A 24909-nucleotide genomic window follows, 5' to 3' on the forward strand; every position below is an offset into this window, starting at 1 on the left:
CTTCTCGCCTAGCCCCGATCGAAACGGCATCCTTTTGTGGCGGCGTTCGCCATAAAAGATATAGTGGAGAGCGGGACAAATGGTCTTAAAAACACAAATTTATCTGCTCCTTAAAAAAATCGTAGGATTAAATATTCCAGTAAAATGAAGGCTTAACAAGGGTTTTTAAATCAATCTATGGCACGATAAGAAAATATTATGACAAATTTATTTCATAATTAGAAAAACCGCCATACATTTGCCTAACAGTGTTAAACAATTTAATACTCGAATATAATGGCTAGCAAAGATCGAATTTTAAGACAAAAAGAAGAGACAAGAAATAACATTCTTGGCGCTGCTTATGATATCGTAAAAGATGAAGGCTGGAATGGTTTGAGTATGCGTAAAATTGCCGATAGAATCGAATATACTGCTCCTATTATTTATGAATACTTTTCGAATAAGGAAGCAATATTAGAAGAACTGACAGGTAAAGGTTTTATTAAACTGACTAAAGAACTACAAGTTGCAATAGATAAGTTTGAAAAACCAGAAGATCAATTAGAAGCCATGTGGATGACTTACTGGGACTTCGCTTTTACAAATACTGAAATGTACCAACTAATGTTTGGTGTTCAAATGACCTGCTGCGCACAGCGATGTTCGGCTCAAGAGGGACCTTACAAATTATTCACCGGAGTTATTGCTGAAGTAATGAAAGACAGCAATCCGAGTGAAGATATCATTAAACAAAAATATTTTACTTTCTTTTCTGTTATTCATGGTTTAATCGCCATCAACATCATTAACAAAAGTGATATTTTAGAAACAATAAATGCTCAAATTTTGAAAGATGCCATTGGTGGTATCATCAAATCAATACAATAGTTTTTTTTCACGTTTTACTTAACAGTGTAAAATAATTTAATTGGATAATATTAAATCCTTTTTTTTATAACGATAACTTAACACTGTTAGAAAATTTAATACAAGTAATATCGAGTTTTTTTACTCATTTACTTAACAGTGATAAATAATTTAATTCCCATTTTGCAATAAAATATGGATGGGATTGCTGTATGAAAATTTGCGCACTTTTACTTAACAACGTTAGATAATTTAATTTAATTAGATATGAATCCCGAGAATTCCAGAATACCTAAAAATTTAATCCGAGAAAATGTTCAACCAATTAAAACCAATATGAAAATGAAAAATGTAATAATTATAACCAGTTTTGTTCTGGCTTTAGTATTAAGCAGCTGTGGCGATAAAAATCAGGCGCCTACTGCTCCGCCACCTCCGGTTTTACCTGTGTTGGCTATAACAAGTGCAAATACAACTACTGATGCTGAATATCCAGCTGCTATACAAGGAACTGTAGATGTTGAAATTCGCCCGCAAGTAAGCGGAAACCTTGACAGAATTTTTGTTGACGAAGGTGCTTATGTAAGCAAAGGACAAACTTTATTCAAAATAAACGAACGTCCGTTTCGTGAGCAGTTAAACAATGCTTTAGCAAGTTTACACGCTGCAGAAGCGGCTTTAATCAACGCTAATTTAGAAGTTGATAAATTGACTCCTTTAGTGCAAAATAAAGTAGTTTCTGATTACCAATTGAAAACAGCTAAAGCTTCTCAAAAAATTGCTGCTGCAAATATTGAACAGGCAAAAGCCTTGGTAGGTTCTGCTAAAATTAATTTAGGATATACAAATGTTACGGCTCCAGTTAGCGGATACATAGGAAGATTACCTAAAAAACAAGGAAGTTTAGTTTCTGCTTCTGATGTTGAAGCTTTAACAACTTTATCAGATGTTCATGAAGTATTTGCTTATTTCTCTTTAGGCGAAACTGATTTCATCAACTTTAAAGCACAATACGCTGGAAGTTCACTTGGTGATAAAATCAAAAAATTACCTCCGGTTACTTTGATTTTAGCTGATAACAATGCTTATCCTCAAACCGGAAAAATTGATATGGTTGACGGTCAGTTTGATAAAACTACTGGAGCAATCACAATTAGAGCGACTTTTCCAAATGCAAACGGAACGTTACGTTCTGGAAACACAGGAAGAATCCGTTTAGGGTTACAACACGACGATGCAATTTTAGTTCCGCAGTCGGCTACAGTTGAAATGCAGGATAAAGTATTTGTTTTCAGTGTAGGTAAAGACAACAAAGTAACTAAAACGCCTATTACTATTGTGGGTAAAAGCGGTACCAATTATTTAATTAAAGAAGGTGTAAAAACTGGTGACCAAATCGTGTTAAGCGGTATTGACAAACTTCAGGATGGACAAGCGATCCAGCCAGAAAAATCAGCAAAAGTTGCCGAAGTAACTAATAAAAAATAATTCTAAAAGAAAATGTTCAAAATATTTATACAAAGACCTGTACTGGCAACCGTAATCTCCATTTTATTGGTGATTCTTGGAGTACTTGGTTTAACTAAACTGCCTTTACAACAGTTTCCTGATATTGCGCCGCCATCGGTTTTGGTAACGGCAGTATATCCGGGAGCAAACGCAGAAACGGTTTTACGTTCTGTGGCACCTTCTATCGAAGAATCTATAAATGGTGTAGAAAACATGACTTACATGAGTTCTACAGCAAGTAACGACGGTACTTTAGCGATTACTGTTTTCTTTAAACTGGGTACAGATGCTGACCAGGCTGCTGTAAACGTACAAAACAGAGTTGCACAGGCAACGAGCCAGCTTCCTGCAGAGGTTGTACAGCAAGGTATTGTTACGGCGAAACAACAAAACAGTTTCATCATGGCAATTGGTATGTATACTGATGATGAAGCAAAATATGATCAGACTTTTGTTGCCAACTATGCACAAATCAATATTATTCCAGAACTAAAACGTATTCCGGGTGTAGGTTCTGCCAGTATTTTTGGTGGTGTAAAAGATTACTCTATGCGTGTTTGGTTAAATCCAACGCAGATGTCAACTTATAAAGTGACGCCAAGCGAAGTTATGGGCGCTATTCAGGACAAAAGTTTGGAAGCTGCTCCGGGTAAATTTGGAGAGCGAAGCAAAGAAGTTTTTGAATACGTTATTAAATACAAAGGGAAATTAACTAAACCAGAAGATTATGAAAATATTGCTATACGTTCTAATGCAGATGGTTCAGTACTTCGCTTAAAAGATGTTGCGAGAGTTGAACTTGGAGCATACTCTTATAACAGTTTAACTCGTTTAAATGGTAAAAAAGGAATTGTAATTGGGGTTATTCAGTTAGCTGGATCTAACTCAAATGATATTCAGATTGCCATTAACAAAATGATGGAAAAGGCTTCTAAAGATTTTCCTAAAGGCATAAAACACAATATTTTCTATAGTACAAAAGTATCTCTTGACCAATCTATTGAGCAAGTTGAGCATACATTATTAGAAGCTTTTATACTTGTATTTATTGTGGTATTTATCTTCTTGCAAGATTTTAGATCAACATTAATCCCGGCTATTGCTGTACCTGTAGCAATTTTAGGAACGTTCTTCTTCATGCAGTTATTCGGATTTTCGATCAACCTTTTAACACTTTTCGCATTAATTCTGGCGATTGGTATTGTGGTCGATGATGCCATTGTGGTAGTCGAAGCGGTGCATGCGAAAATGGAGCACAAACGCTTGTCTCCAAAAATCGCAACCCATGAAGCAATGCACGAAATAACGGGTGCTATTATCTCGATTACGCTGGTAATGGCTGCTGTTTTCCTGCCGGTTGGTTTTATGGAAGGTTCTACAGGAGTTTTCTATCGTCAGTTTGCCTTTACTATGGCAATTGCAATTGTAATTTCGGCTGTTAATGCCTTAACATTGAGTCCGGCGCTTGCGGCATTATTTTTAAAAGATAATCACGGAGCACACGATCACGACGCAGCTTATGTGAAAAAAGGATTTAAAGAGAAGTTCTTTACCGCTTTCAACAGCAGTTTTGAATCTTTAACGAATCGTTACGTAGGCGGACTTAAATTCTTAATCAGAAGAAAATGGTTAAGTATGGGCGGATTAGCTCTAATTGTTGTGGCAACTGTTGTAATGGTAAAAACAACTCCTGCAGGATTTATTCCAACAGAAGATCAAGGATTTATTGCGATTGCAGTAAATACACCATCTGGAACATCATTAGACGGAACTCAAAAAGTAATGACCGAAGCGGAGAATACTTTAAGAGGTTTAGATGCTTCAAGATTTGTAACCGCAATTTCAGGTTTCAACTTATTGACCAACTCTACAAGTCCATCTTCTGCAGTTGTATTCGTATTGCTTAAACCAAACGAAGAACGCGGCGAAGTAAAAAACATTGACGAAATCATGAATCAGGTTCGCGGTAAACTGGGCACTATTTCTGGCGGAAGTTTCTTCGTATTCAGTTTCCCAACTGTTCCAGGATTTAGTAACGTTGAGGCTTTAGATTTAGTTTTACAAGATAAAACGGGAGGAAAACTGGATAAATTCAGTGGAATTTCTCAAAACTTTATCGGTGAATTAATGAAACGTCCGGAAATTGCCGTTGCCTTTACCAGTTTCAAAGCAGATTATCCTCAATTGCAATTGGAAGTTAATGACGAAAAAGCAAATCAATTAGGCGTAAATGTAAAAGACATTCTGCAGACAATGCAGGCTTATTTTGGTAGTGCGCAGGCATCTGATTTCAACAGATTTGGTAAATATTACCGTGTTGTAGTTCAGGCTGATATTGCAGACAGAGCTGATCCATCAGCAATTGACCGTGTATTTGTAAAAAACAGAACAGGCGAAATGGTTCCAATAAATACTTTAGTAAAACTAACTCGTATTTATGGTTCAGAAACCGCATCACGATACAATTTATTTAACTCAATTTCTATTAATGCCATTCCGAAACCAGGATTTAGTTCAGGAGATGCCATTAAAGCAATTGAAGAAGTAGCAGCACAACAATTACCTGCAGGTTACGGGTTTGAATTCTCGGGCCAAACTCGTGAGGAGATATCATCTGGAGGACAATCTGCAACAATATTCTTACTGTGTTTGATATTCGTTTATTTCCTACTTGCTGCACAGTATGAAAGTTACATTTTGCCTTTGGCAGTAATCTTATCAATCCCTGCAGGTATTTTTGGAGTATTCGCAGCTATTGGTTTAACTGGTATTGAAAACAACATTTATGTACAAGTTGCCCTTGTCATGCTGATTGGACTTCTCGCCAAAAATGCCATCCTGATCGTCGAATTTGCCGTGCAGAAAAGAAAATCGGGACAAGCGTTAATAAGAGCTTCAATCGATGCTGCAAAATTACGTTTGCGACCAATTATCATGACGTCTCTTGCCTTTATCGTAGGTTTAATACCAATGATGAGTGCAAAAGGACCATCAGCTCAAGGTAACCACTCTATTAGTATTGGTGCTGCCGGAGGTATGATTTCTGGAGTAATTCTAGGATTGTTTATCATTCCTGTTTTATTCATCATCTTCCAGCATTTACAAGAAAAGGTTTCTGGAAAACCAGTTGCCGTAATTCATAACGAAGAAAAAGAATAAATGGAAAACTATATAACCACAGCTTTAGTAGCCATCATAATTGGCATCGCTTATATATCGTACAGAATCTCAAAAGATCTTGAAACTAAAGATACTTGTACAGAAATTTAATAAAAAGACAATGAAAAATCATATAACCAAAATCGTGACCTTCGCCATTCTGATCACGACATTAATATCCTGCAAAGTTTCGAAGGATATTGAAACTCCAAAAGATGCATTTCCTGAGAATTTCAGGAATGCATCAACTTCGAGTGATACAACAAGTATTGCTGATGTGGAGTGGAAAAACTTCTTTACAGAAAAAGATATTATCAAATTGATCGACAGCGCCGTTGCAAGAAACAACGATTTGCAGATTGCCGAAAAGAACATTGAAATTGCACAATACAGATTTACTCAGTCAAAATGGGGAAATGTACCTCAGGTTAATTTATTTGTAAATGCAAGCACAAGCAATCCGTCTGATAATAGTTTTACAGGATTGAACTTAAACCAGGCAATTGGTGCTAAACATATCGACGATTATTCTGCCGGAGCCTCACTTTCGTGGGAAGCTGATATCTGGGGGAAAATCAGAAATCAGAAAAAAGGTGCTTACGCTGGATATTTACAATCTGCAGAAGTTAAAAAAGCATTGCAGACGAATATTGTTGCCAATGTTTCAAGAGGATATTACAACCTTTTAATGCTGGATGCACAATTAGAAATTGCCAGACAAAATCTAAAATTAAACGATAGTACAACTAATATTATCAAATTAAAATATGATGCTGGTCAGGTAACAACATTGGCGATTCAACAATCGGAAGCACAAAAATTAAACTCAGCGCAATTGATTCCGTTATTGGAACAAAACATTGCGATTCAGGAAAATGCTTTAAGCGTTTTAACGGGTTCTTTTCCGAATTCTAAAGAAAGAACAATTAAGTTAAGTGCGATTGAAGTTAAAAACAATACTGCTATCGGAATTCCGTCTTCATTAGTAAGCAGAAGACCTGATGTAAAAAGTGCCGAATTAGCTCTTAAAGCTGCAAATGCAAATGTTGGAATCACAAAAGCTGATTTATATCCAACATTAAGAATTACTGCTCAAGGAGGTGTAAACTCTTTCGAAACCAGCAATTGGTTCAACATTCCGGCTTCATTATTCGGAACTGTTGCAGGAGGTTTAACACAACCGCTTTTGAACAACAAAAGAGTAAGAACACAATATAATATTGCTGTCGCAGAAAGAGAAAAAGCTGTTTTAAGTTTTAGACAATCTGTTTTGGTTGCCGTAAGCGAAGTTTCTGATGCTTTAGTTAAAGTAGAGAAATTACAACAACAGGAAACTTTCTTGAAAGAAAAAGTAAAAACTTTACAGCAAGCGATTAAAAATGCTAACCTTTTATTCAAAAATGGTATGGCAGAATATCTTGAAGTTTTAACTGCTCAGGCAAATTTATTGCAAAGCGAATTAGAACTTGCAGATGTTAAAAGACAACAACTTACAGCCAATACTGAATTGTACCGCGCTCTAGGCGGAGGCTGGAAATAATACCTGTTACATTACCCGTTAATTATTTATTTTTTGAGAGGAAAACGCTGTGAGACTTAGGTTTCATGGCGTTTTTCAGTTTACTACTGGCATGGCAATGGCACGCAGATGACGCAGATTCGCTTTGCGAAAGCACGGATTTGTACGGATTTTTTTGTCTTTGCATTTTTTATTCTCATTTTTTGTCAGGCTGAGCGAAGTCGAAGCCCCGCAATCAAAATCGACAATCTTTGTAGAGCATCTGTGCGGTCCTTCGACTTCGCTCAGGATGACAAACTCTGTGGTTACTACACTTCTACTATCCATCCCAAAAAAATCTAAAATCTAAAATCTAAAATCTAAAATCTACCCTCTAAAATCTAAAATCAAGAAATGTCCCAAATGCCCCTAAAATAGTCGTAAATAACTATTTCATGAAAAAACAAGAATAGTATATTTGTAATACATTAACTAATAACTATTTAAAAACAAACCACATGAAAAAAGCAAAAATTATTTTTTGGGTTACAACTACTATTATTTTTCTATTCGAAGGCGTTATGCCGGCTTTGACTTCACAGACAGAATTGGCAAAAGAAGGAATAAGACATTTAGGTTATCCTGAGTATTTTGGAAATGCACTGGTAATTTTCAAAATTCTGGGAGTTTTGGTTTTAGTGATTCCGTCGGTTCCTAAAAATGTAAAAGAATGGGCTTACGCCGGATTCGGTTTCGACTTTATATTTGCTTCAATAAGTCATTTTGCAATTGACGGTATTAACTTTCAAAGTTTCTTTCCGCTAATCTTTTTAGTGATTTTGGCAATCTCATATATCTATTATCATAAAATCGAACGATACAAAAATATCGCTTTGTAAAACTTTCCTGTGATGATAGAAGTTTTTAAAACAAATGTTCAGGAAGTCGAGCAATCAGTAATGATTGTGGGGAAACTTCTTGAACATTTCCCAAACAGCATCGTCAATTTTGATCTCGAAGACTGCGATAAAATTCTTCGGGTTCATGCTGCTTCTATTTCAAATCATAAAATAATCGAACTTCTAAATTCGCATGGTTTTCATTGTGAAGTACTTCCGTAAAATCACAATTTACTGATTTACAAAATATTGCAATAAAAATTGTATTTTTGAGATCCTAACTTCTAAACCACAAAAAATGAATTTACCTGCAGAACATCAAACCGTAATGCCTTACCTTATCCTGAAAGGCGCATCGCAATTTATAGATTTTACAAAAAATGTTTTCGGAGCTTCAGAAACACATTCAAAAGCACTCCGCGAAGACGGAACTATAATGCATGCCGAAATTACCTTAAACGGAAGCACAATAATGGTAACCGATGAAACTGAAGACTGGTCAAAACAAACGGCCAATTTATTTGTTTACGTTCTTAATGCCGATAAAACGTATCTAAAAGCATTAGAAAACGGTGCTGTTTCTTTAATGGGATTAAGCGATCAGGATTACGGCAGAACCTGCGGCGTAACAGATCCTTTTGGAAATGTCTGGTGGATTACCTCCGTAAATTAAACCTTAAAAATCAATAATATGAAGACAGACGTTCAAAAAGATATTGTTGAAACATTCAAAAAATTAAATGATATTCTATCAAAATTTTCTGAAAACGAATTAAATCAGATTCCCTTTCAGGGAAGCTGGACTCCCGGACAAGTTGTACAGCATATTATTTTAGCCTGTTCCGGATTTCCTGAATTATTTGCCGGAAATACTGAAAAAACAACCAGAAAACCCGACGAAAAAATTAAAGACATTGAAGGTCTGTTTTTAAATTTCACTATAAAAATGGATGCTCCGGTATTTCTTAAACCAGAGAAAAAAGAATACAATAAAAACGCATTAAATATAGAATTGCTCAGGCTCGAATCTGAGTTATTAGATTGTGCCGAAAAATACGACTTAACCTTAACCTGCCTGGATTTTCAGGTTCCCGGTTTTGACAAATTCACCATGTACGAATGGATTGATTTTGCATTAGTTCACACCCAAAGACATACGCATCAATTAAATACTATTTTTCAATACATAACTAAACTCTAAATTAATGATATCAAAATCTAAAACTATTTTATACTCTGGTTTACTGGCAGGAACTTTAGATATTCTGGCTGCAATTTTCGTTTACTCCGTTATATTACATCAAACAACTGCCGAGAAAATTCTGCAGTCTATTGCAAGTGGTATTTTTAAGCAGCATGCTTATACAGGCGGCGCACAAATGGTTTTTTACGGCTTATTACTGCATTATTTTATCGCATTGGCTTTTGCTTATTTTTATTATAAAATATATCCTCACGTTCCTATTTTAAAAAAGAGTATTTTTGTTTCTGGAATTGTATACGGGATCTTTGTCTGGATTGTAATGAACCTTATTGTCCTTCCAATTGTATTTCCAAACCTTCCATCAAAAGAATTCGATCTTCCGTTAATCATTTCTGTTTTAATTTTGATTTTCTGCATTGGTTTACCAATTGCTTTTGTAACTAAGAAGGGTTATGAATTAGCTTATCATTGAAATTTTAACGCAAAGCACGCTAAGTTTTTTTGACAGGCTGCATTTTCAATGCTGAAGTTCGCAAAGCATGATGAACACATAGCTTTGCGAACTTTGAGTTTTAGTAAAAAACTAACTTATTAAAAATCTTAGCGTGCTTTGTGTTAAAATTATAAGTATTGATTAAAACCAAAAACAAAAAAGCGAAATCAACATCAACAGTTAATTTCGCTTTATTAAACAATAAACTAAGATTTTAAACTCTTGTTCTTCCGCTTATTAATGAAATAATAAATAAAACTAAGAATATAAAGAATAAAATTTTTGCGATACTAGCGGCTCCGGCAGCAATTCCGCCAAAACCAAAAATTCCGGCTACTATAGCTAGAATTATAAATGTGATTGTCCAACGTAACATAATATTAAAATTTAAGTTATAATAATGTGACTTTTTACAAGCATGATTTGTTTGTCTCTCAAAGTTCCTTTTTACTTACAAAAACCATTAACTCAAAAGGTATATTTTTTATCGCAATACGTTACAAATCATAAATTTATCTGCCACTTTTAGAATTTCAGTCTCAACGTTATACAATTCCCATCCAGAAGCTTTAGAGTTAATTTTTTGATCGATTGAGTTAATTACCGCTGCGTTCTCAAGGTAATTTTATTTAAAATTAAAAACTGGCTGTACAGCTGGTTATTATCAAAAGATATGGTTATGTAATTAGGTAGTTTTCGCAACGGGAACAGCCATTTTTAATGACTAATTTAATTTATTACGGTGTCGTCGATGACAAAGATTGCGGCGGCCACTCTGAACTTTGACGACTTATTAACAGAACTAAAACAGAATCCCATGAATAAGATATCAAATAAATCGAAAATTGTTTTTCTTTCAACATTTCCTCCAACACAATGTGGAATAGCAACTTATACTCAAGATACAATTAAAGGAATTACCGATATTTTTGGTAAATCAATAACTTGTGAAATTTGTGAACTGGTCGATAAGCCGCAGACAAATTCAACACAAGCCTTTACATTAAATACAAAAGAAAGAGCCGAATACACAAAAGTTGCCGAAGAAATTAATAAAGATAAAAATGTGAAATTAGTTCACATTCAGCATGAATTTGGTTTATTTGGCGGTAACTATGGCGATCATTTACTAGATTTTTTAAATGCAGTAAAAAAACCTTTAACCTATACTTTTCACAGCGTTATTCCAAACCCGAATAACGAATTGAAAACCTTTGTAAAATTACTTTTAAGCTACAGTAATTCTGTTTTTGTAATGACAAACCAGTCAAAAGAAATTTTGATAACAGACTACGATATTGAGGAAGACATCATTACAACTGTACCACACGGAACCCATATTGTAATTTATGAAGAACCGGCACAAGCAAAAGTAAAATTTGATATTCAGGACAAAATTGTGCTCTCAACTTTTGGACTTTTGGGCGAAGGAAAAAATATCGAAACCGGTTTACAAGCTTTAGCCAAAATCGTAGAGAAAGAACCAAACGTATTATATTTAATTATTGGCAAAACACATCCAAATTTAATTAAAGATGGTGTCGATGCTTACAGAGATAAACTGGAAGCAATTGTTGACGAATTAAATTTACACAACAATGTTCGCTTCATCAATCAATATTTAGATACTGAGGAACTTTTAGAATATTTAAAAGCAACCGATATTTATTTATTTACTTCAAAAGATCCCAATCAGGCTGTAAGCGGCACTTTTGCTTATGCAATGAGCTGCGCCTGCCCTATGGTTGCATCAAAAATTGCGCATACAAGAGAAGTTTTAACTTCAGACTGCGGTGTTTTGGTTGACATTGGAAATGTGGATCAATTTGCAGAAGAAACATTAAAATTAATTTCTGATGAAAATTTAAGACGTGAGATGGGAATCAATGCCTTTACCAAAATGAGAGCTTCATCTTGGGAAAACGGTGCATTAACCCACATGAATACTTATAAAAAATTAATCGAAAATCCATCAGATGTCAAATACAGTTATCCGAACATTCAGTTAAGACATATCAAAAGATTGACGACAGATTTGGGAATTATCCAGTTTAGTAAAATTTCGGTTCCGGATTTGGGGTCCGGTTATACTTTAGATGATAATGCCCGTGCTTTGATCGCCTTTTGTATGCATTATAAATTAACCAGAGACAAAGACGATCTTCCATACATTTTAATTTATTTGGATTTTATCGAAAGATGCCAGAAACCAAAAGGAAATTTCATCAATTATGTCGATCAGGAAAATCGTGAACATATTGAACAAAATGCCGAAGTTAATTTAGAAGATTCAAATGCAAGAGCAATTTGGGCTTTAGGAACCGTAGTTTCAAATTCAGATATTCTGCCTGAAAACATTTCTAAAAAAGCAGCAAAATGCTTTCTGAATTCATTAAAATGGGCAGAAAACATTCAATCACCGCGTTCTATTGGTTTTGCAACAAAAGGATTGTATTTATATCATAATGCAATTCCAAATTTATATGTGGCGGCCATTATCAATAAACTAAATACCAAATTACTGGCCAATTACGAAGATACAGCATCTGAAGACTGGCAGTGGTTTGAAAATTATTTAACGTACGGAAACGGAATTCTGCCGGAATCTATGTTGTACGCTTATTTAATTACAAACAAAGCAGTTTACAAAAAAGTGGCGTTAGATTCGTTAGATTTCCTACTGTCGAAAACATTTACAGACGGAAATTTTAAAGCAATTTCAAATCAAAGCTGGTACCACAAAGGTGCAGAACCACAGCAATACGGAGAACAGCCAATTGATGTTACGTACACCATTCAGACTTTAAATGCTTTTTATAACGCTTTTGAAACTCCGGAATATAGAAAAAAAATGAAAATTGCATTTAACTGGTTTTTAGGAAAAAATCATTTAAATCAAATTATGTACAATCCCGTAAGCGGCGGCGGTTATGACGGTCTTGAAAAAAACAATGTAAACCTAAATCAGGGAGCAGAATCAACCGTATGTTACTTAACCGCAAGATTAATAATGGAAAAATTTGCTCAAGACGAATCTAAAGTTATTCCCTTAAATAAATCGAGAACCGGCGTAGCGATCAACTTATAGATAAATTCCAATTAAAAAATTCCAAATCCCAAATTGAATTTTGGAATTTAAAATTTGTAGTTTTATAACGCAATAGACTGACCAAAATTCTATTAAACCCGGAAAATCCCTTTCTTAATGAGAGGGATTTTTTGTTTACAGCAATAATTAATCTTAAAAATAAACTAAATAAATTTACCTATCTACTAATAGGTAGTATATTTGTCAAAAAATTACTGCCATGACAACACGAGAAAATATTATAGAAAAAGCAGATCAGTTTATTCGAAACAAAGGCTACAATGCTTTTAGTTTTAAAGATATTTCAAATGATATTGGCATCAAAACCGCTTCTATTCATTACCACTTCCCTACTAAATCAGATCTTGGTGTGGCAACCATTAAAGAACACATTGCCCGATGTGAAGCTTTAAAAAAAGAAGTTGCCAATGAATCGCCATTAACAAAACTGCAAGCTTTTTTAGAAGTACAGGCACAGATAAAAAAAGAAAATAAAGTCTGCATTGTAGGTTCATTAGCTACCGATTTAAACACTTTAGATGATGCTATAAAAGCAGAACTGCAAGTATTTGCTCAAATCGTAATCAGCTGGCTTACTGAAATTTTAATTGAAGGAAAAGAACTCAAAATATTTGATTTTGAAATGGCACCAAGAACAAAAGCCATAATGATTATAACCAATATGGTTGCCATTGTACAGCTTTCGAGACTTACAAACGATAATGATTTTGACTTGGTAAGAGAAACAATATTAACAGAATTAAGACCTAAAAAATAATGAAAAGAGTTGTAGTAACAGGATTAGGAGCAGTAACTCCTATTGGAAATAATGTTCAGGAATTTTGGAATTCATTAATTAACGGAGTCAGCGGTGCCGCTCCCATAACAAGATTTGACACCACACAATTCAAAACTAAATTTGCATGCGAAGTTAAAAACTTTGATGCTTCGCCTATTTTTGAGAAAAACGAAATTAGAAAATACGATCTTTTCACGCAGTATGCTTTGTATGCCACAGACGAAGCCGTAAAAAATGCCAATATCGATTTTGATTCCTTAAACAAAAACCGAATTGGAGTTATTTGGGGATGCGGCGACGGCGGAATTTCAACTTTTGAAGAGCAAATTGGAGAATATAAATTAGGAAATGGTACACCAAGATTCAGTCCGTTTTTTATTCCGAAGAGAATTGTGAATATAGCGTCAGGAGTTATTTCGATTAAATATGGACTTCGAGGAATTAACTATACAACTGCTGCTGCCTGTTCTGCCAGCAATACTGCAATCATAGATGCTTTCAATTATATTCGCTGGGGCAAAGCAGATATGATGATCACTGGCGGTTCTGAAGCTTCGGTTACAGAATCTTCAATTGGCGGTTTTAATGCTTCAAAAGCATTGTCTACCTTAAATAATGATTACAGCAAAGCTTCACGCCCTTTTGATTCAACAAGAGACGGATTTGTTTTAGGCGAAGGCGCCGGCGTTGTGATATTAGAAAGCTACGAACATGCCATAAAAAGAAACGCTGTAATTCTAGCTGAAATTGTAGGCGGAGGTTTAGCTGCAGATGCTTACCATTTAACAGGAACGCATCCTGAAGGTGAAGGTGCAGTTTTAGGAATGGAACTTGCGCTTGAAGAAGCCGGGATTTCTCCAGATCAAATTGATTACATTAATGCACATGCAACTTCTACTCCAACGGGAGATTTAAGCGAACTTAAAGCTGTTGAAAAAGTTTTTGGAATAAACCCAAATGCGAATATTAGTGCCACAAAATCAATGACCGGACATTTACTTGGCGGTGCCGGAGCAATTGAAGCGATTGCCTGCATCAAAGCGGTTCAGGAAAATATTATTCCGCCAACAATAAACACACAAGAAGCTGAACCAGAATTTGCCGATAAATTTAATTTGACACTTGGAAAAGCACAATCCAGAGAAGTGAATTATGCCATGAGTAATACTTTTGGTTTTGGCGGTCACGTTGCCAGTTCGATATTTAAAAAATTTACAGAATAAAGAGCGAATTTACAAGCTCAAAAAGCGAATTATATTAAAAATCCCTTTCCTAAAGAAAGGGATTTTTTGTTTGTATAAACTGCAACGTCAATCTACTAAATATATTGTGATTTTATGAAAATTATATAAGGCTCAAAAAAAGTTGTGTAAAGTATTTTAACAAGTATAGAAGTAACTTTCATATATAATTTAAAAAGTGCCTTAAACTGTTAAATAATTGATTTTCAAACCATACCTAACTTAAAAACAAAACATTTTGATTCTCAGCCTAAAAAATACATTCGCACAAATTGGAGACGCAGCATTGTTTGCCAAAAGGTTTTTTAAGGAGGTTTTTATTCCTCCTTATGAGGCTAAAGAGTTTTTGAAACAATGTTACATCATAGGTTACAAATCATTGCCTTTGGTGGCAATTACAGGTTTTATTATGGGATTAGTGCTTACGCTTCAATCCAGACCAACTTTGGTGAAATTTGGTGCCGAAAGCTGGCTTCCCGGAATGGTGGCACTCTCCTTAATTAGAGAAATTGCGCCGGTTATTACAGCCTTAATCTGCGCCGGAAAAATTTCGTCAGGAATTGGTGCCGAATTAGGTTCAATGAAAGTAACGGAGCAAATCGATGCCATGGAAGTTTCAGCCATCAATCCTTACAACTATTTGGTCGTAACCAGAATTTTAGCCTGTACGTTAATGGTTCCAATATTAGTGATTTTTGCTGATGCTATTGGAATTGTCGGCGGCTATGTTGGCATCAATATTCACGGCGATGTCAATTTCTATCGTTTTTTAACCCAGATTATTCAATCTTTAGAATTCTCAGATCTGATTCCGGCAACGATAAAAACATTCTTCTTTGGCTATTTCATCGGGATGATTGGCTGTTATAAAGGATTCAATGCCGCAAACGGAACAGAAAGTGTAGGACGCGCTGCAAACTCGGCCGTAGTGACAGCTTCTTTAAGCATATTTATTATTGATATGGTTGCCGTACAATTAACCGATTTAATTTACTTAAAATGATTAAAGAAGAAAAAAATAGCGAACCAAAATCAAAAGCTAAAAAACAGACTCCAATCATTGAAATTAAGGATCTGCACAAAACTTTTGGTAAAGACAACGAAATTCTGAAAGGTATAAATTTAACCGTAAATAAAGGCGAAGATTTAGTGATCCTGGGCCGTTCGGGTTCTGGAAAATCGGTAACTATAAAATGCATTGTGGGTTTAATTGAACCTGATCAAGGCGAAATAAAAGTATTTAATGAAGATGTGTTGAATCTTTCAAAAGATGAATTAAATAAAATAAGGGTCAAAATTGGATTTTTATTTCAGAGCGGCGCTTTATACGACTCAATGTCCGTTAGAGAAAACCTCGCGTTTACGCTTCGTGCACACAAAAGAGAGTTAACCGAAGATGAAGTAGAAAATGAAGTTATTGAAGCACTTGAAAGTGTAGGTCTTGGCGATGCAATCGACAAAATGCCGGCAGAATTATCAGGCGGAATGAGAAAGAGAATTGGTTTAGCAAGAACGCTGATTTTAAAACCGGAAATCATTTTGTACGACGAACCTACTACAGGTTTAGATACGATTACTTCAAGAGAAATCAGTGAATTAATCCTGGATGTCAAACACAAACAAAAAACCTCATCGATCATTATTACGCACGATATGGCCTGCGCCAAAATGACTGCAGACAGGATTATGGTTTTAAAAGACGGCGTCATTCATGCCGAAGGAACATACGAAGAATTAGAGAAAGACGAAGACGAATGGGTACGTTCATTTTTTGAATAAAGCAAAATAAAACATTAGAAATCATGGAGAAGCAATCTGGATATACTTGGAAATTAGGAATGTTTGTAACAGTTGGGCTGCTGCTTTTTATAATGGCCATTTATTTTATCGGAAAACAAAAAAATCTGTTTGGTTCAACATTCCATATCACATCAAAATTTAAAACGGTCAGCGGTTTAGAAGTGGGAAACAACGTCCGCTTTTCAGGTATTAACATTGGTACAGTCGAAGAAATCCGGTTAATAAATGATTCATCGGTAGTCGTTTCAATGGTTATAAAAGATGAAGTCCGCGAATTCATAAAAACAGATGCCCGTGCCAGCATTGGTTCTGACGGATTAATGGGCGACAAAGTCCTTACTATTATGCCCGGCGTAAAATCGACAAAAATCATCGAAGACAATGGAGCCATCGCTTCTATCAACGGAATAGAAATGAATGACATTATGAAAAGCGTTAAGAAAAGCGTTGACAACGTTGGCGTTATTTCTGAAGAGCTGGCCATTTTCAGCCGCAGTATGAATAACGGAAACGGCGCTTTGGCGAGATTAGTCCGCGATGATAAAATGGCAAACAGCGTTTCGAATACGCTTTCAAATTTAGAAACCGGTACAAAAGGTTTCAGTGAAAATATGGAAGCAGCAAAAAGCAATTTCCTTTTTAGAGGTTACTTCAAGAAAAAAGAAAAGGAAAAAGAAAAACAGAAAGAAGAAATAAAAGAGAAAAAAGAAGAACAACAGGAAAAAGAAGCCAAAGCTAAAGAAGAGAAAGAAAAACAGGAAAAACAAAAAGCTGAAGACGCTAAGAAAGAGCCTGAAAAGAAATAATAAAAACGCTGCGCCATGAAAACTTCATTTAAAAATATAAGCCTTAAAATACTAAAATGGACGGGAATAGTAATAGCAGGAATCCTGCTGTTACTTTTTTTGATTCCATTATTATTTCCCAGAAAAGTGGGCATTACAAAAGGGGCTTTATTTTTAGAAAATACCACTTTTAATATTATCGATTGTATTGTGGGTATCAATGCCGGATACAAAGATGAAACGCCAACAACAGCTCATTTTGATGCACATTTCAATGTAAAAGATTTCAGCATTCAGCACGCTTACAAAGGAATTCCGATGTTTCATGTTCAGCAAAACAGGTCAGAAATTTATGATGCAGTTTATCATGAGAATAATAAAGTAATCAAAAAAGAAAAAATCAGTAAGAAGAAAACCTAATTTATAAAGCAATGAAAAAGAAAAAACAAAATGGCGGAAGCATAAAGAACCTCTCATTCACTGACCGAAGCACATTCTCAGCATGAGTACAAAGATAAAAACCAAACTAAAAATCGTACTGCAAGAAATAAAACTAAAAAATGAAATTACGCTCTACAGAAACCTTTTGGCCTCTTATAAGTGCCATGAATACCAGTTATCCTTCTATTGATTCTGATATTAAAACGGAGATTTTAATTGTCGGAGGAGGAATAACAGGGGCTTTAATGGCTTATAAATTAATTACAGCAGGAAAAAAAATAGTATTAGTTGACCGCCGCGACGTAGCAAACGGCAGTACAGCCGCTAGTACCGCTTTGCTTCAATATGAAATTGATGTTCCGCTGCACGAACTGATTAAACTTCGGGGTGAAAAATGTGCTGTAGACAGTTATAGAAACGGAAAGAAAGCCATTTTTGAACTTCGAAATATAATTGATACGATCGAAAGCGACTGCGGATTTGAATTCAAAAAAAGTATTTATTTTACTTCATACAAAAAAGATATTCCGTTTTTAAAGAACGAATTTAAAGCCAGAAAACAGCGCGATTTTGATGTGACCTGGCTCAATAAATATGATCTTGAAAAAATGGGTTTAAATGCCATTGCCGCCATCGAATCTAAAACTGCGGCAGTTATGGATCCGTTTAAACTGGCGAACGATTTATTGTATTACTGCTATCAAAACGGAATGCAGATTTTTGACAGAACGAATATTACTTCTGTCCAAACTCTAAAAGGAAAATGTATTGCACACACCGAAAATAAATGTACGATAACAGCAGATCATGTTGTATACTGCAGCGGTTATGAAAGTACCGAAACTATTGAAGAAAAAATTGTTGATTTAAAAAGTACGTATGCGCTGGCGTCTGAAGTTGTTCCTGAATTACCTACAATTTTAAAAAATGCAGTTATTTGGGATACTTCTTCTCCGTATTATTATTACCGTGCCACTCCAGATAACCGAATTATTATGGGTGGCGGCGATGAAGAATTTAGAGATGCCAAAAAACGGGATAAAATGCTCCCTAAAAAAGAGGCTTCTTTAATGCGTCAGTTTAAAAGACGATTTCCAAATGTAGAATTCAAATTAGATTATTCCTGGGCCGGAACTTTTGGCGAAACCAAAGATGGTCTTCCCTATTTTGGAAAACCAGACCCGAAAAAAAAAATTCATTACGTTCTGGGCTTCGGAGGCAACGGAATTACTTTCAGCGTTATAGGAATGAACTCCATTGTTGATTCTATAAAAAATAAAAAAAATCAGGATTTGGAGTTTTACAGGTTTGGGCGTTGAAAAGATACTAAGATGCTAAGGTTCTAAGATACTGAGTTTTTTCCTTAGTTTCTTAGAACCTTAGCAACTTATATTATAAATAGTCCTCTCTTATTGGTGTAAAAACATCTACTACTTCACCAGCTTCGAGAATTTCAATAGAATGTTCAATATTTGCGGGAATTGAGTAGGTATCTCCTTCATTTAATAAAAATTCTTTTCCTTCAAATTTCAGTTTATAACTGCCTGAAATTACATAACCACTTTGTTCATTTGGATGTTGGTGAAACGGCACAAAATCAGTTAATTTATATAGCATTTTTGTTACCATTGAATCTTTACCTATTGATAAAACCACAAAATCAACGCCTAAGAATTGTCTTGAAACAGCATTCTCCTTTTTTACAATATTTTTCATTTATTTTATTTTTAACTCCATTTGGATGTTGCAGCGTTTATAAGGTGTTTCCAGACCAAAAACTTTCTCAAAACCTAATTTATAATATAAGTTTATAGCGGGTTTTAAAATCGTATTGCTTTCCAGATATATCTTTTTTGCGCCTAATTCTTTCGCTTTTGTCGCAATTGCCTGCCCTAATAACCAGCCAATATTTTTTCCCTGCGCTTTGGGTGAAACCGCCATTTTTGCCATTTCAAAATCGTATTCGGGATTATCCATTTTGATAAGGGCGCAAACACCTACCGGCTCGTTTTCATATAGAGCAACCAGAATTTTTCCGCCTTTGTTTAAGATATATTCTTCGGGATTATCGAGCGCTTTATAGTCGGCTTCTTCCATTTCAAAATAAGTCGAAATCCATTCTACATTTAAGGCTCTAAAAGCTTCCTGATATTCTGGTTTGTATTCAGCAATTTTCACATCTTTGCTTTCGCGGATTTTTTTCTGATCACTTACTCTTTTAAACATTGATTTTTGTTCCAATAAAAATTCCCATTCCTCAAGTGCCGCCCAAAGATTATGTTTAGATTCGGCGATCAAACCGTCTATCGCAACATCAATATCTTTTAATTGCTGTTGAATATTTTTTGCAAGCAAAAGTCCTTTTGCAGTCAAAACAACATTGTTTTTGCGTTTATCATCTGTTTTCAAACTTTCCTGAACCAATCCGGCAGCCGTCATTTCCTGAATAATCTTGCTTACCGAAGGCTGCGAATGTCCAATTTCATTTGCAATTTCTGTAATCGTCAATTCTCTTTCTTCTGTGAGCGTATAAAACACAGGAAACCACTTCGGAACAAAATCTGCACCGTATAATTCGTAAATTTTAGATGCATCATCTGTTATTACTGCAGTCATTAATCGTAAACGACTTCCTAAAGCCGCTTTACCTACTTTGTCAAAAAATTGCATATTATAATTAATTATATAACTAGTTATGCAAATGTATAAAAAAAATCTTTTTTGGCAAAAAGTTTTTTTTTAGTAACAAAGGTTCAAAGTGACAGAGGGGCAAAGTTTTTAACTTTTGTCACTTTGAACCTTTGTCACTCAAAAAAAAAACTAAGATCCTAAGTTTGGAGCCTCTAATTTGAATTAGAACCTCAGCGACTCAGAACCTTAGCGTTTTTGTATATATCTTGCTTAATAGCTAACGGCATTATTTTTTTAGAGGTACAAAGTTGCAAAGTGACAAAGTTTTAAAACCTTTGTTGCTTTGTCCCTTTGAATCTTTGCCCCTTTGGCTAAACAGCCAACGGATTCAAATTAAACTTATACTCTTTTGGGCTGCAGTTAAATTTTTGTTTGAAGATTTTAGAGAAATAACTTCTGCTTGTAAAACCAATACAGTACACGATTTCAGAAATATTTAAGTCTGAAGTTCTAATTAGTATCTCGGCTTTTAGAACGCGCATATGGGTGATATAATCATTTACGGTTCTGTTGTGAATCATTTTAAAACCTTCCTGAAGTTTATTTGGCGATAAACCCGATTTTTTACTTAATGATTTAATGGTGAAAGGTTCTTCGGGATTTGCTTTTATGGTTTCTGAAAGTTCTTTTACTTCTTCCATTTCTCTTAAAGTTAAGCAGTTTGCTTCTTTCGAAAATGAATTTAAATCGTCTGTATGCTGTTGAATTTCCATTGCCAGAATGATTCTCAAAATACCTTCTTTCAATAAATTTCTAACTACTCCGGTTTGTGTTACTGCGTTTAGCTGTTCGATTTTTTCACCAATTTTTAAGTTGTATGAACCGGCATAAAAGAATTCTCCGTTTAGGTTTTCTTCAAAAAATGTTTCCCTAACCATTTGGTTCAAAGAATTTGTCTGAGTTGCTTCTAACTGTGTTCCCACAATTATTAAAGTGAATTTTGTTTTTTTATCTTTTTCAAAAAACAAAACATTATCCTGGTTTAAGTTTGACGTTACTATTGCAGTCTGAAAAGTTTTTAGCTTATGTTCTTCGCCATGAATTCCAAAACTATGCGAAAGATTTCCTTTAGAACAATAAGCAAAATATAATGGCGATGAAATTCCGTTATTAACATTCAATTTTAAATCGACCGAAAATGTCATATCAAACTGAACGTATGAAATATTATCATTGAAAGAAGCACCGCTAATAGAACCTTTTGCAAAATTATTGTTTACCTCAAGTGTATATTCATCAACGTCAAAAGTTACTTTTCCGCCGAAGTTTTTATTCAATTCTTCAAATATGTTTTGAATTTTCTCTGTATGTATAGTAACTATTTTCATTTTGTTTCGATTTTAATTCTGTAATTTTAAATGATTCTTAAACCAACATCATTCTGCTTAAAAAGCAGATATTCAAAGTTCGCTCAATCACAAACCAAAAATGTTATATAATTTTCTACAATTGTTTTATAATTACTTATCTCTATAAGTTTAACTCAAATAAAATATTTCTTAATTCAATCAATGAAAAGCTATTCCTTCTCTCCTATAAGTTCAAATGATTCTAAAATTCTGATTTTAGGCACAATGCCCGGAACAAAATCTTTAGAACTCAATCAATATTACGGACACAATCAGAATAATTTCTGGAAGTTTTTGTTTGCTATTTTTAATGAGGATTTCTCGAATGATTACGAAACTAAAAAAGCCCTTTTGCTTAAAAACAAAATTGCGCTTTGGGATGTTCTGCAATATTGCGACCGTGTTGGAAGTTTAGACAGTGCCATAAAAAATGAAATTGCAAATGATTTTGAAACATTCCTGAAAAAACATCCCAAAATAAACACCATATTATTTAACGGACAAAAAGCCGCGGCGTTCTTTAAAAAGTATGTTCATTTAAAAGAAACGTATACGCTTATCACACTTCCATCAACAAGTCCGGCAAATGCTGGCAAATCGTTTCAATCAAAATTAGACGAATGGAAGATTATCAATACATTCTAAATAGTTTATAATCACGAATTTTATTTTACAGTTCGCTGTAAATTAATTCGTGAATTTGTGGCTAATAAAAATCTAAATATTGAAATAATATAACTTTTGAACTTTAAAATATAACACGAAATTTCTCAGCTCGCTATAATTTTACAATCAAGAAATCAAAGCCACAGTTTGGAAGGATTAATGAAGAAGAGGCTTTTTAAAATTATAGATACTACTAAGACAAACTTTTTACAAGTTTAGATTATAAAGAGAACATTGGTTATGTTAGTTTATTTTTGAGAAAAAAGCTATTCTAAATTATTAGGGTAGCTTTCTTTTTTTCTACATTTAACATAAATTTCCAATTATGAAAATTCAAACTTACTACAATCATATCCGGTTTTACACACCGCACCACTTTGTGTATTATCCTGTTTTAACGGTATTTCTTGTGTTTAGCATTTACTTTGCTTTTACTACAAATGATTCTCTTATTTGGTCTTTTATAAGCGTGGTTTTTGTGTTTTTGTTTTTCCTCGCTTATATGCTTCGCCAGCATTATGCGCTTATTTTACAAAACCGAATTGTACGCTTAGAACTCCGCTATCGCTACTTTACACTTACCGGAAAAAGACTGGAAGAGTTTGAACACAAATTAACCGATGATCAAATTTTTGCATTACGATTTGCTCCAGATGATGAATTTCTTCCGTTACTTGAGGATGCATTAAAAAATAACCTTAGCGGAGACGCCATAAAAAAAGCTATCGTTCACTGGCGTGCAGATTATAACAGAGTTTAAGGAGAATTTTAGATTGCAGAGTTTAGATTTTAGATTTTGCTATCTCTTTTATTCACTTCCTGCAAGGTTTTCAAAACCTTGTAGGTTTCTATATCATATCGATTTGCTTGGAATATTTATACCTACAAGGTTTTGAAAACCTTGCAGGAGTGTGATGAAACTAAATTATCTTAATAACTTATTACACTTTTACTTCTCACTCTTTACTTCTCACCTTCATATAATTAAAAAGGAATATAAAAGCAAAAATAAGCCTGGCTAAACTGCCAATACTTCAATAAAAAATATGGCTAAAAGTCCTTAAAATTAACATCTAAAATAATAATAACAAAACAAGCAAAAACTTATATATCTGAATATCAAAATAATAAAGCCTTTTAAATTGAAATTGAATGATTTTTTTTGTTAACTTTAATTGTTAAAATTTCATCAATAAATCTAAAACATCAATCTCATGAAAAAATTAGTTTATTTTTTGATAATTCCTCTTTCTTTTTTTTCGGTCAATGCCCAAACAACTGCCGAAATAACAAACGAAAATACTTTAACTACTGTAAAAGATAATTCGGATGAATTTCAGAATTATGCTGCAGAAGATCTTCCATGGCATGGAAGAAGATTTAAAGCTACTGCAGGTGTATTCTTTCCCGCAAACAATACCGAAGTTGAAGTTAACGGAACGGGTGGAAGAATTGGAACTGATATTGATTTTGAAAAAGATTTAGGTTTTGAAACTAATACGGTTTCCTTTTTTGGCGCTTTTGAATGGCGTGCTTCCCGAAGATCCCGCTTTAATCTGGAGTATTTTTATTTAAAAAGAAATTCAGAAAAAACACTTCAAAAAACAATCGAATTTCAGGATCATACTTATCCCGTTGACGCTCGGGTTTCGGCTTTTATGAATAACGAAATGATCCGATTTGCGTATGGATATGCCATTGTTTCTAAACCAAAATATGAATTGGGTTTATTAATTGGTGCGCACGTGCTTCTTGCTGATGTAGGTTTAAGACTGGAAGGAGTTACGGCTCAGGCAGAATATCACGACACGGTGGGCTTTACTGCTCCTTTGCCTGATATTGGAATTTGGGGTGAGTTTGTCCTTGGAAAAAAAGTGGGGCTGTATGCAAACGTAAATTATTTTGCCCTTAAAATTGACGATATCGACGGCCGAATTATCAGCTACAATTTATCGGTTTTATATAACGTTTATAAAAACTTTAGTCTTACAGCAGGTTATACTGGTTTAAATTTCAGACTTGATGTAACCAGACCTAAAATTGATGGTTTCTTTAAATGGGGTTATAACGGGCCTACTTTGGCGGCAACCTATAGCTTTGGAAATCACGTGAAGTTCTACAAACATTGAGTTTTTGTTTCATGTTTCATGTTTCATGTTTCATGTTTCATGTTTCAAGTTTCAAGTTTTAATCTATGCGTATAATTTTTTTAACGCAAAGCACACTAAGGTTTTAACGCTAAGTTTTTTTGATATAGATTGCATTTACAATGCACAAAGTTCGCAAAGCTTTATCAACACAAAGCTTTGCGAACTTTGCAGTTTTATAAAAACCTAACTTATTAAAAAAACTTAGCGTCCTTTGCGTTAAAAAAAATATGCGTTAAAAATTTATGGGCATGCATTTAAATGAACTTATATAGCTTATATGGTTTAATT

24 protein-coding genes are annotated in these 24909 nt (G+C 34.3%); 20 read left to right on the forward strand and 4 right to left on the reverse strand.

The features are described from left to right. The first annotated feature begins 276 nt into the window (after nt 1-276). The 9 genes from BUE10_RS20000 to BUE10_RS20045 all read left to right on the forward strand — a co-directional run bounded on the left by BUE10_RS20000 (nt 277) and on the right by BUE10_RS20045 (nt 9590). Nucleotides 277-870, forward strand: coding sequence for a TetR/AcrR family transcriptional regulator (locus BUE10_RS20000; RefSeq protein WP_056199262.1), 594 nt, complete (start codon nt 277-279; stop codon nt 868-870). Nucleotides 871-1116: 246 nt separating this feature from the next. Continuing rightward, nucleotides 1117-2337 (forward strand): efflux RND transporter periplasmic adaptor subunit, encoded by a 1221-nt coding sequence (locus tag BUE10_RS20005; RefSeq protein WP_073488277.1) that lies wholly within the window; start codon nt 1117-1119, stop codon nt 2335-2337. Nucleotides 2338-2349: 12 nt separating this feature from the next. Further along, on the forward strand, nt 2350-5517 hold the full coding sequence (locus BUE10_RS20010) for an efflux RND transporter permease subunit (protein ID WP_073488280.1): 3168 nt from the start codon (nt 2350-2352) through the stop codon (nt 5515-5517). A 121-nt stretch (nt 5518-5638) separates the two neighbouring features. Continuing rightward, on the forward strand, nt 5639-7057 hold the full coding sequence (locus tag BUE10_RS20015) for a TolC family protein (protein ID WP_053474486.1): 1419 nt from the start codon (nt 5639-5641) through the stop codon (nt 7055-7057). Nucleotides 7058-7533: 476 nt separating this feature from the next. Further along, nucleotides 7534-7914: a DoxX family protein gene (locus BUE10_RS20025; RefSeq protein ID WP_073488286.1), complete on the forward strand. Its 381-nt coding sequence runs from the start codon at nt 7534-7536 to the stop codon at nt 7912-7914. Nucleotides 7915-7926: 12 nt separating this feature from the next. Beyond that, complete coding sequence (locus tag BUE10_RS20030; RefSeq protein ID WP_073488289.1) at nt 7927-8136, forward strand: hypothetical protein; 210 nt, start codon at nt 7927-7929, stop codon at nt 8134-8136. A gap of 76 nt (nt 8137-8212) precedes the next feature. Beyond that, nucleotides 8213-8587, forward strand: a complete 375-nt coding sequence (locus BUE10_RS20035) for a VOC family protein (protein WP_073488292.1) — start codon at nt 8213-8215, stop codon at nt 8585-8587. Nucleotides 8588-8605: 18 nt separating this feature from the next. After that, nucleotides 8606-9115, forward strand: coding sequence for a DinB family protein (locus BUE10_RS20040; protein ID WP_073488295.1), 510 nt, complete (start codon nt 8606-8608; stop codon nt 9113-9115). 4 nt (nt 9116-9119) lie between these two features. Continuing rightward, nucleotides 9120-9590: a DUF1440 domain-containing protein gene (locus BUE10_RS20045; protein WP_073488298.1), complete on the forward strand. Its 471-nt coding sequence runs from the start codon at nt 9120-9122 to the stop codon at nt 9588-9590. 235 nt (nt 9591-9825) lie between these two features. Here the strand turns inward: BUE10_RS20045 and BUE10_RS20050 are convergent, their stop codons facing one another. Beyond that, nucleotides 9826-9987, reverse strand: coding sequence for a DUF1328 domain-containing protein (locus BUE10_RS20050; protein ID WP_073488300.1), 162 nt, complete (start codon nt 9985-9987; stop codon nt 9826-9828). 441 nt (nt 9988-10428) lie between these two features. Here BUE10_RS20050 and BUE10_RS20055 point away from each other — a divergent pair, with 441 nt between their 5' ends. The 8 genes from BUE10_RS20055 (at nt 10429) to BUE10_RS20090 (ending at nt 19084) form a co-directional block, all read left to right on the forward strand. Continuing rightward, nucleotides 10429-12699 (forward strand): glycosyltransferase, encoded by a 2271-nt coding sequence (locus BUE10_RS20055; protein ID WP_073488628.1) that lies wholly within the window; start codon nt 10429-10431, stop codon nt 12697-12699. Between the two features lie 220 nt (nt 12700-12919). Beyond that, on the forward strand, nt 12920-13477 hold the full coding sequence (locus BUE10_RS20060; RefSeq protein ID WP_073488303.1) for a TetR/AcrR family transcriptional regulator: 558 nt from the start codon (nt 12920-12922) through the stop codon (nt 13475-13477). Further along, entirely contained in the window at nt 13477-14721 is a 1245-nt protein-coding gene (gene fabF, locus BUE10_RS20065) for a beta-ketoacyl-ACP synthase II (RefSeq protein WP_073488307.1), read from the forward strand. The genes BUE10_RS20060 and fabF overlap by 1 nt, the downstream gene beginning before the upstream one ends. 256 nt (nt 14722-14977) lie before the next feature. Beyond that, nucleotides 14978-15742 (forward strand): MlaE family ABC transporter permease, encoded by a 765-nt coding sequence (locus tag BUE10_RS20070; protein WP_073488310.1) that lies wholly within the window; start codon nt 14978-14980, stop codon nt 15740-15742. After that, nucleotides 15739-16518 carry an ABC transporter ATP-binding protein gene (locus BUE10_RS20075; protein WP_073488313.1) on the forward strand — a complete coding sequence of 260 codons (780 nt, stop codon included), beginning with the start codon at nt 15739-15741 and terminating at the stop codon, nt 16516-16518. The genes BUE10_RS20070 and BUE10_RS20075 overlap by 4 nt, the downstream gene beginning before the upstream one ends. 23 nt (nt 16519-16541) lie before the next feature. Next, nucleotides 16542-17345, forward strand: a complete 804-nt coding sequence (locus BUE10_RS20080) for an MlaD family protein (protein WP_073488316.1) — start codon at nt 16542-16544, stop codon at nt 17343-17345. A 15-nt stretch (nt 17346-17360) separates the two neighbouring features. Further along, nucleotides 17361-17744: a hypothetical protein gene (locus BUE10_RS24295; protein WP_073488318.1), complete on the forward strand. Its 384-nt coding sequence runs from the start codon at nt 17361-17363 to the stop codon at nt 17742-17744. A 140-nt stretch (nt 17745-17884) separates the two neighbouring features. Then, nucleotides 17885-19084 (forward strand): NAD(P)/FAD-dependent oxidoreductase, encoded by a 1200-nt coding sequence (locus BUE10_RS20090; protein WP_073488320.1) that lies wholly within the window; start codon nt 17885-17887, stop codon nt 19082-19084. Between the two features lie 73 nt (nt 19085-19157). Here the strand turns inward: BUE10_RS20090 and BUE10_RS20095 are convergent, their stop codons facing one another. The 3 genes from BUE10_RS20095 to BUE10_RS20105 form a co-directional block, all read right to left on the reverse strand. After that, nucleotides 19158-19481, reverse strand: a complete 324-nt coding sequence (locus BUE10_RS20095; RefSeq protein WP_073488323.1) for a cupin domain-containing protein — start codon at nt 19479-19481, stop codon at nt 19158-19160. Then, a complete protein-coding gene (locus BUE10_RS20100; protein ID WP_073488326.1) occupies nt 19482-20435 on the reverse strand; it encodes a bifunctional helix-turn-helix transcriptional regulator/GNAT family N-acetyltransferase in 954 nt (317 codons plus the stop codon). A gap of 332 nt (nt 20436-20767) precedes the next feature. Next, nucleotides 20768-21784, reverse strand: a complete 1017-nt coding sequence (locus BUE10_RS20105; RefSeq protein ID WP_073488329.1) for a helix-turn-helix domain-containing protein — start codon at nt 21782-21784, stop codon at nt 20768-20770. Between the two features lie 183 nt (nt 21785-21967). Between BUE10_RS20105 and BUE10_RS20110 the strand changes: the two genes are divergently transcribed. The 3 genes from BUE10_RS20110 (at nt 21968) to BUE10_RS20120 (ending at nt 24600) form a co-directional block, all read left to right on the forward strand. After that, the gene (locus tag BUE10_RS20110) at nt 21968-22450 is read left to right on the forward strand and encodes a DNA-deoxyinosine glycosylase (protein ID WP_073488332.1); all 483 of its coding nucleotides are present in this window, start codon (nt 21968-21970) and stop codon (nt 22448-22450) included. A 346-nt stretch (nt 22451-22796) separates the two neighbouring features. Beyond that, the gene (locus BUE10_RS20115) at nt 22797-23231 is read left to right on the forward strand and encodes a DUF6526 family protein (protein WP_073488335.1); all 435 of its coding nucleotides are present in this window, start codon (nt 22797-22799) and stop codon (nt 23229-23231) included. A 454-nt stretch (nt 23232-23685) separates the two neighbouring features. Next, nucleotides 23686-24600 (forward strand): hypothetical protein, encoded by a 915-nt coding sequence (locus BUE10_RS20120; protein WP_073488336.1) that lies wholly within the window; start codon nt 23686-23688, stop codon nt 24598-24600. Nucleotides 24601-24909: the final 309 nt, after the last annotated feature.

Source organism: Flavobacterium sp. CF108, from assembly GCF_900129795.1.
GTDB lineage: Bacteria > Bacteroidota > Bacteroidia > Flavobacteriales > Flavobacteriaceae > Flavobacterium.

What these genes read in the sequence shown, in the direction of transcription:
- BUE10_RS20050 (WP_073488300.1), bottom strand. Translation starts at nt 9,987, where the DNA reads ATGTTACGTTGGACAATCACATTTATAATTCTAGCTATAGTAGCCGGA.
- BUE10_RS20000 (WP_056199262.1), top strand. Translation starts at nt 277, where the DNA reads ATGGCTAGCAAAGATCGAATTTTAAGACAAAAAGAAGAGACAAGAAAT.
- BUE10_RS20005 (WP_073488277.1), top strand. Translation starts at nt 1,117, where the DNA reads ATGAATCCCGAGAATTCCAGAATACCTAAAAATTTAATCCGAGAAAAT.
- BUE10_RS20010 (WP_073488280.1), top strand. Translation starts at nt 2,350, where the DNA reads ATGTTCAAAATATTTATACAAAGACCTGTACTGGCAACCGTAATCTCC.
- BUE10_RS20060 (WP_073488303.1), top strand. Translation starts at nt 12,920, where the DNA reads ATGACAACACGAGAAAATATTATAGAAAAAGCAGATCAGTTTATTCGA.
- BUE10_RS20045 (WP_073488298.1), top strand. Translation starts at nt 9,120, where the DNA reads ATGATATCAAAATCTAAAACTATTTTATACTCTGGTTTACTGGCAGGA.
- BUE10_RS20090 (WP_073488320.1), top strand. Translation starts at nt 17,885, where the DNA reads ATGAAATTACGCTCTACAGAAACCTTTTGGCCTCTTATAAGTGCCATG.
- BUE10_RS20040 (WP_073488295.1), top strand. Translation starts at nt 8,606, where the DNA reads ATGAAGACAGACGTTCAAAAAGATATTGTTGAAACATTCAAAAAATTA.
- BUE10_RS20105 (WP_073488329.1), bottom strand. Translation starts at nt 21,784, where the DNA reads ATGAAAATAGTTACTATACATACAGAGAAAATTCAAAACATATTTGAA.
- BUE10_RS20055 (WP_073488628.1), top strand. Translation starts at nt 10,429, where the DNA reads ATGAATAAGATATCAAATAAATCGAAAATTGTTTTTCTTTCAACATTT.
- BUE10_RS20075 (WP_073488313.1), top strand. Translation starts at nt 15,739, where the DNA reads ATGATTAAAGAAGAAAAAAATAGCGAACCAAAATCAAAAGCTAAAAAA.
- BUE10_RS20115 (WP_073488335.1), top strand. Translation starts at nt 22,797, where the DNA reads ATGAAAATTCAAACTTACTACAATCATATCCGGTTTTACACACCGCAC.
- BUE10_RS20035 (WP_073488292.1), top strand. Translation starts at nt 8,213, where the DNA reads ATGAATTTACCTGCAGAACATCAAACCGTAATGCCTTACCTTATCCTG.
- BUE10_RS20100 (WP_073488326.1), bottom strand. Translation starts at nt 20,435, where the DNA reads ATGCAATTTTTTGACAAAGTAGGTAAAGCGGCTTTAGGAAGTCGTTTA.
- BUE10_RS20080 (WP_073488316.1), top strand. Translation starts at nt 16,542, where the DNA reads ATGGAGAAGCAATCTGGATATACTTGGAAATTAGGAATGTTTGTAACA.
- BUE10_RS20015 (WP_053474486.1), top strand. Translation starts at nt 5,639, where the DNA reads ATGAAAAATCATATAACCAAAATCGTGACCTTCGCCATTCTGATCACG.
- BUE10_RS20120 (WP_073488336.1), top strand. Translation starts at nt 23,686, where the DNA reads ATGAAAAAATTAGTTTATTTTTTGATAATTCCTCTTTCTTTTTTTTCG.
- BUE10_RS20095 (WP_073488323.1), bottom strand. Translation starts at nt 19,481, where the DNA reads ATGAAAAATATTGTAAAAAAGGAGAATGCTGTTTCAAGACAATTCTTA.
- BUE10_RS20110 (WP_073488332.1), top strand. Translation starts at nt 21,968, where the DNA reads ATGAAAAGCTATTCCTTCTCTCCTATAAGTTCAAATGATTCTAAAATT.
- BUE10_RS20025 (WP_073488286.1), top strand. Translation starts at nt 7,534, where the DNA reads ATGAAAAAAGCAAAAATTATTTTTTGGGTTACAACTACTATTATTTTT.
- BUE10_RS20030 (WP_073488289.1), top strand. Translation starts at nt 7,927, where the DNA reads ATGATAGAAGTTTTTAAAACAAATGTTCAGGAAGTCGAGCAATCAGTA.
- BUE10_RS24295 (WP_073488318.1), top strand. Translation starts at nt 17,361, where the DNA reads ATGAAAACTTCATTTAAAAATATAAGCCTTAAAATACTAAAATGGACG.
- fabF (WP_073488307.1), top strand. Translation starts at nt 13,477, where the DNA reads ATGAAAAGAGTTGTAGTAACAGGATTAGGAGCAGTAACTCCTATTGGA.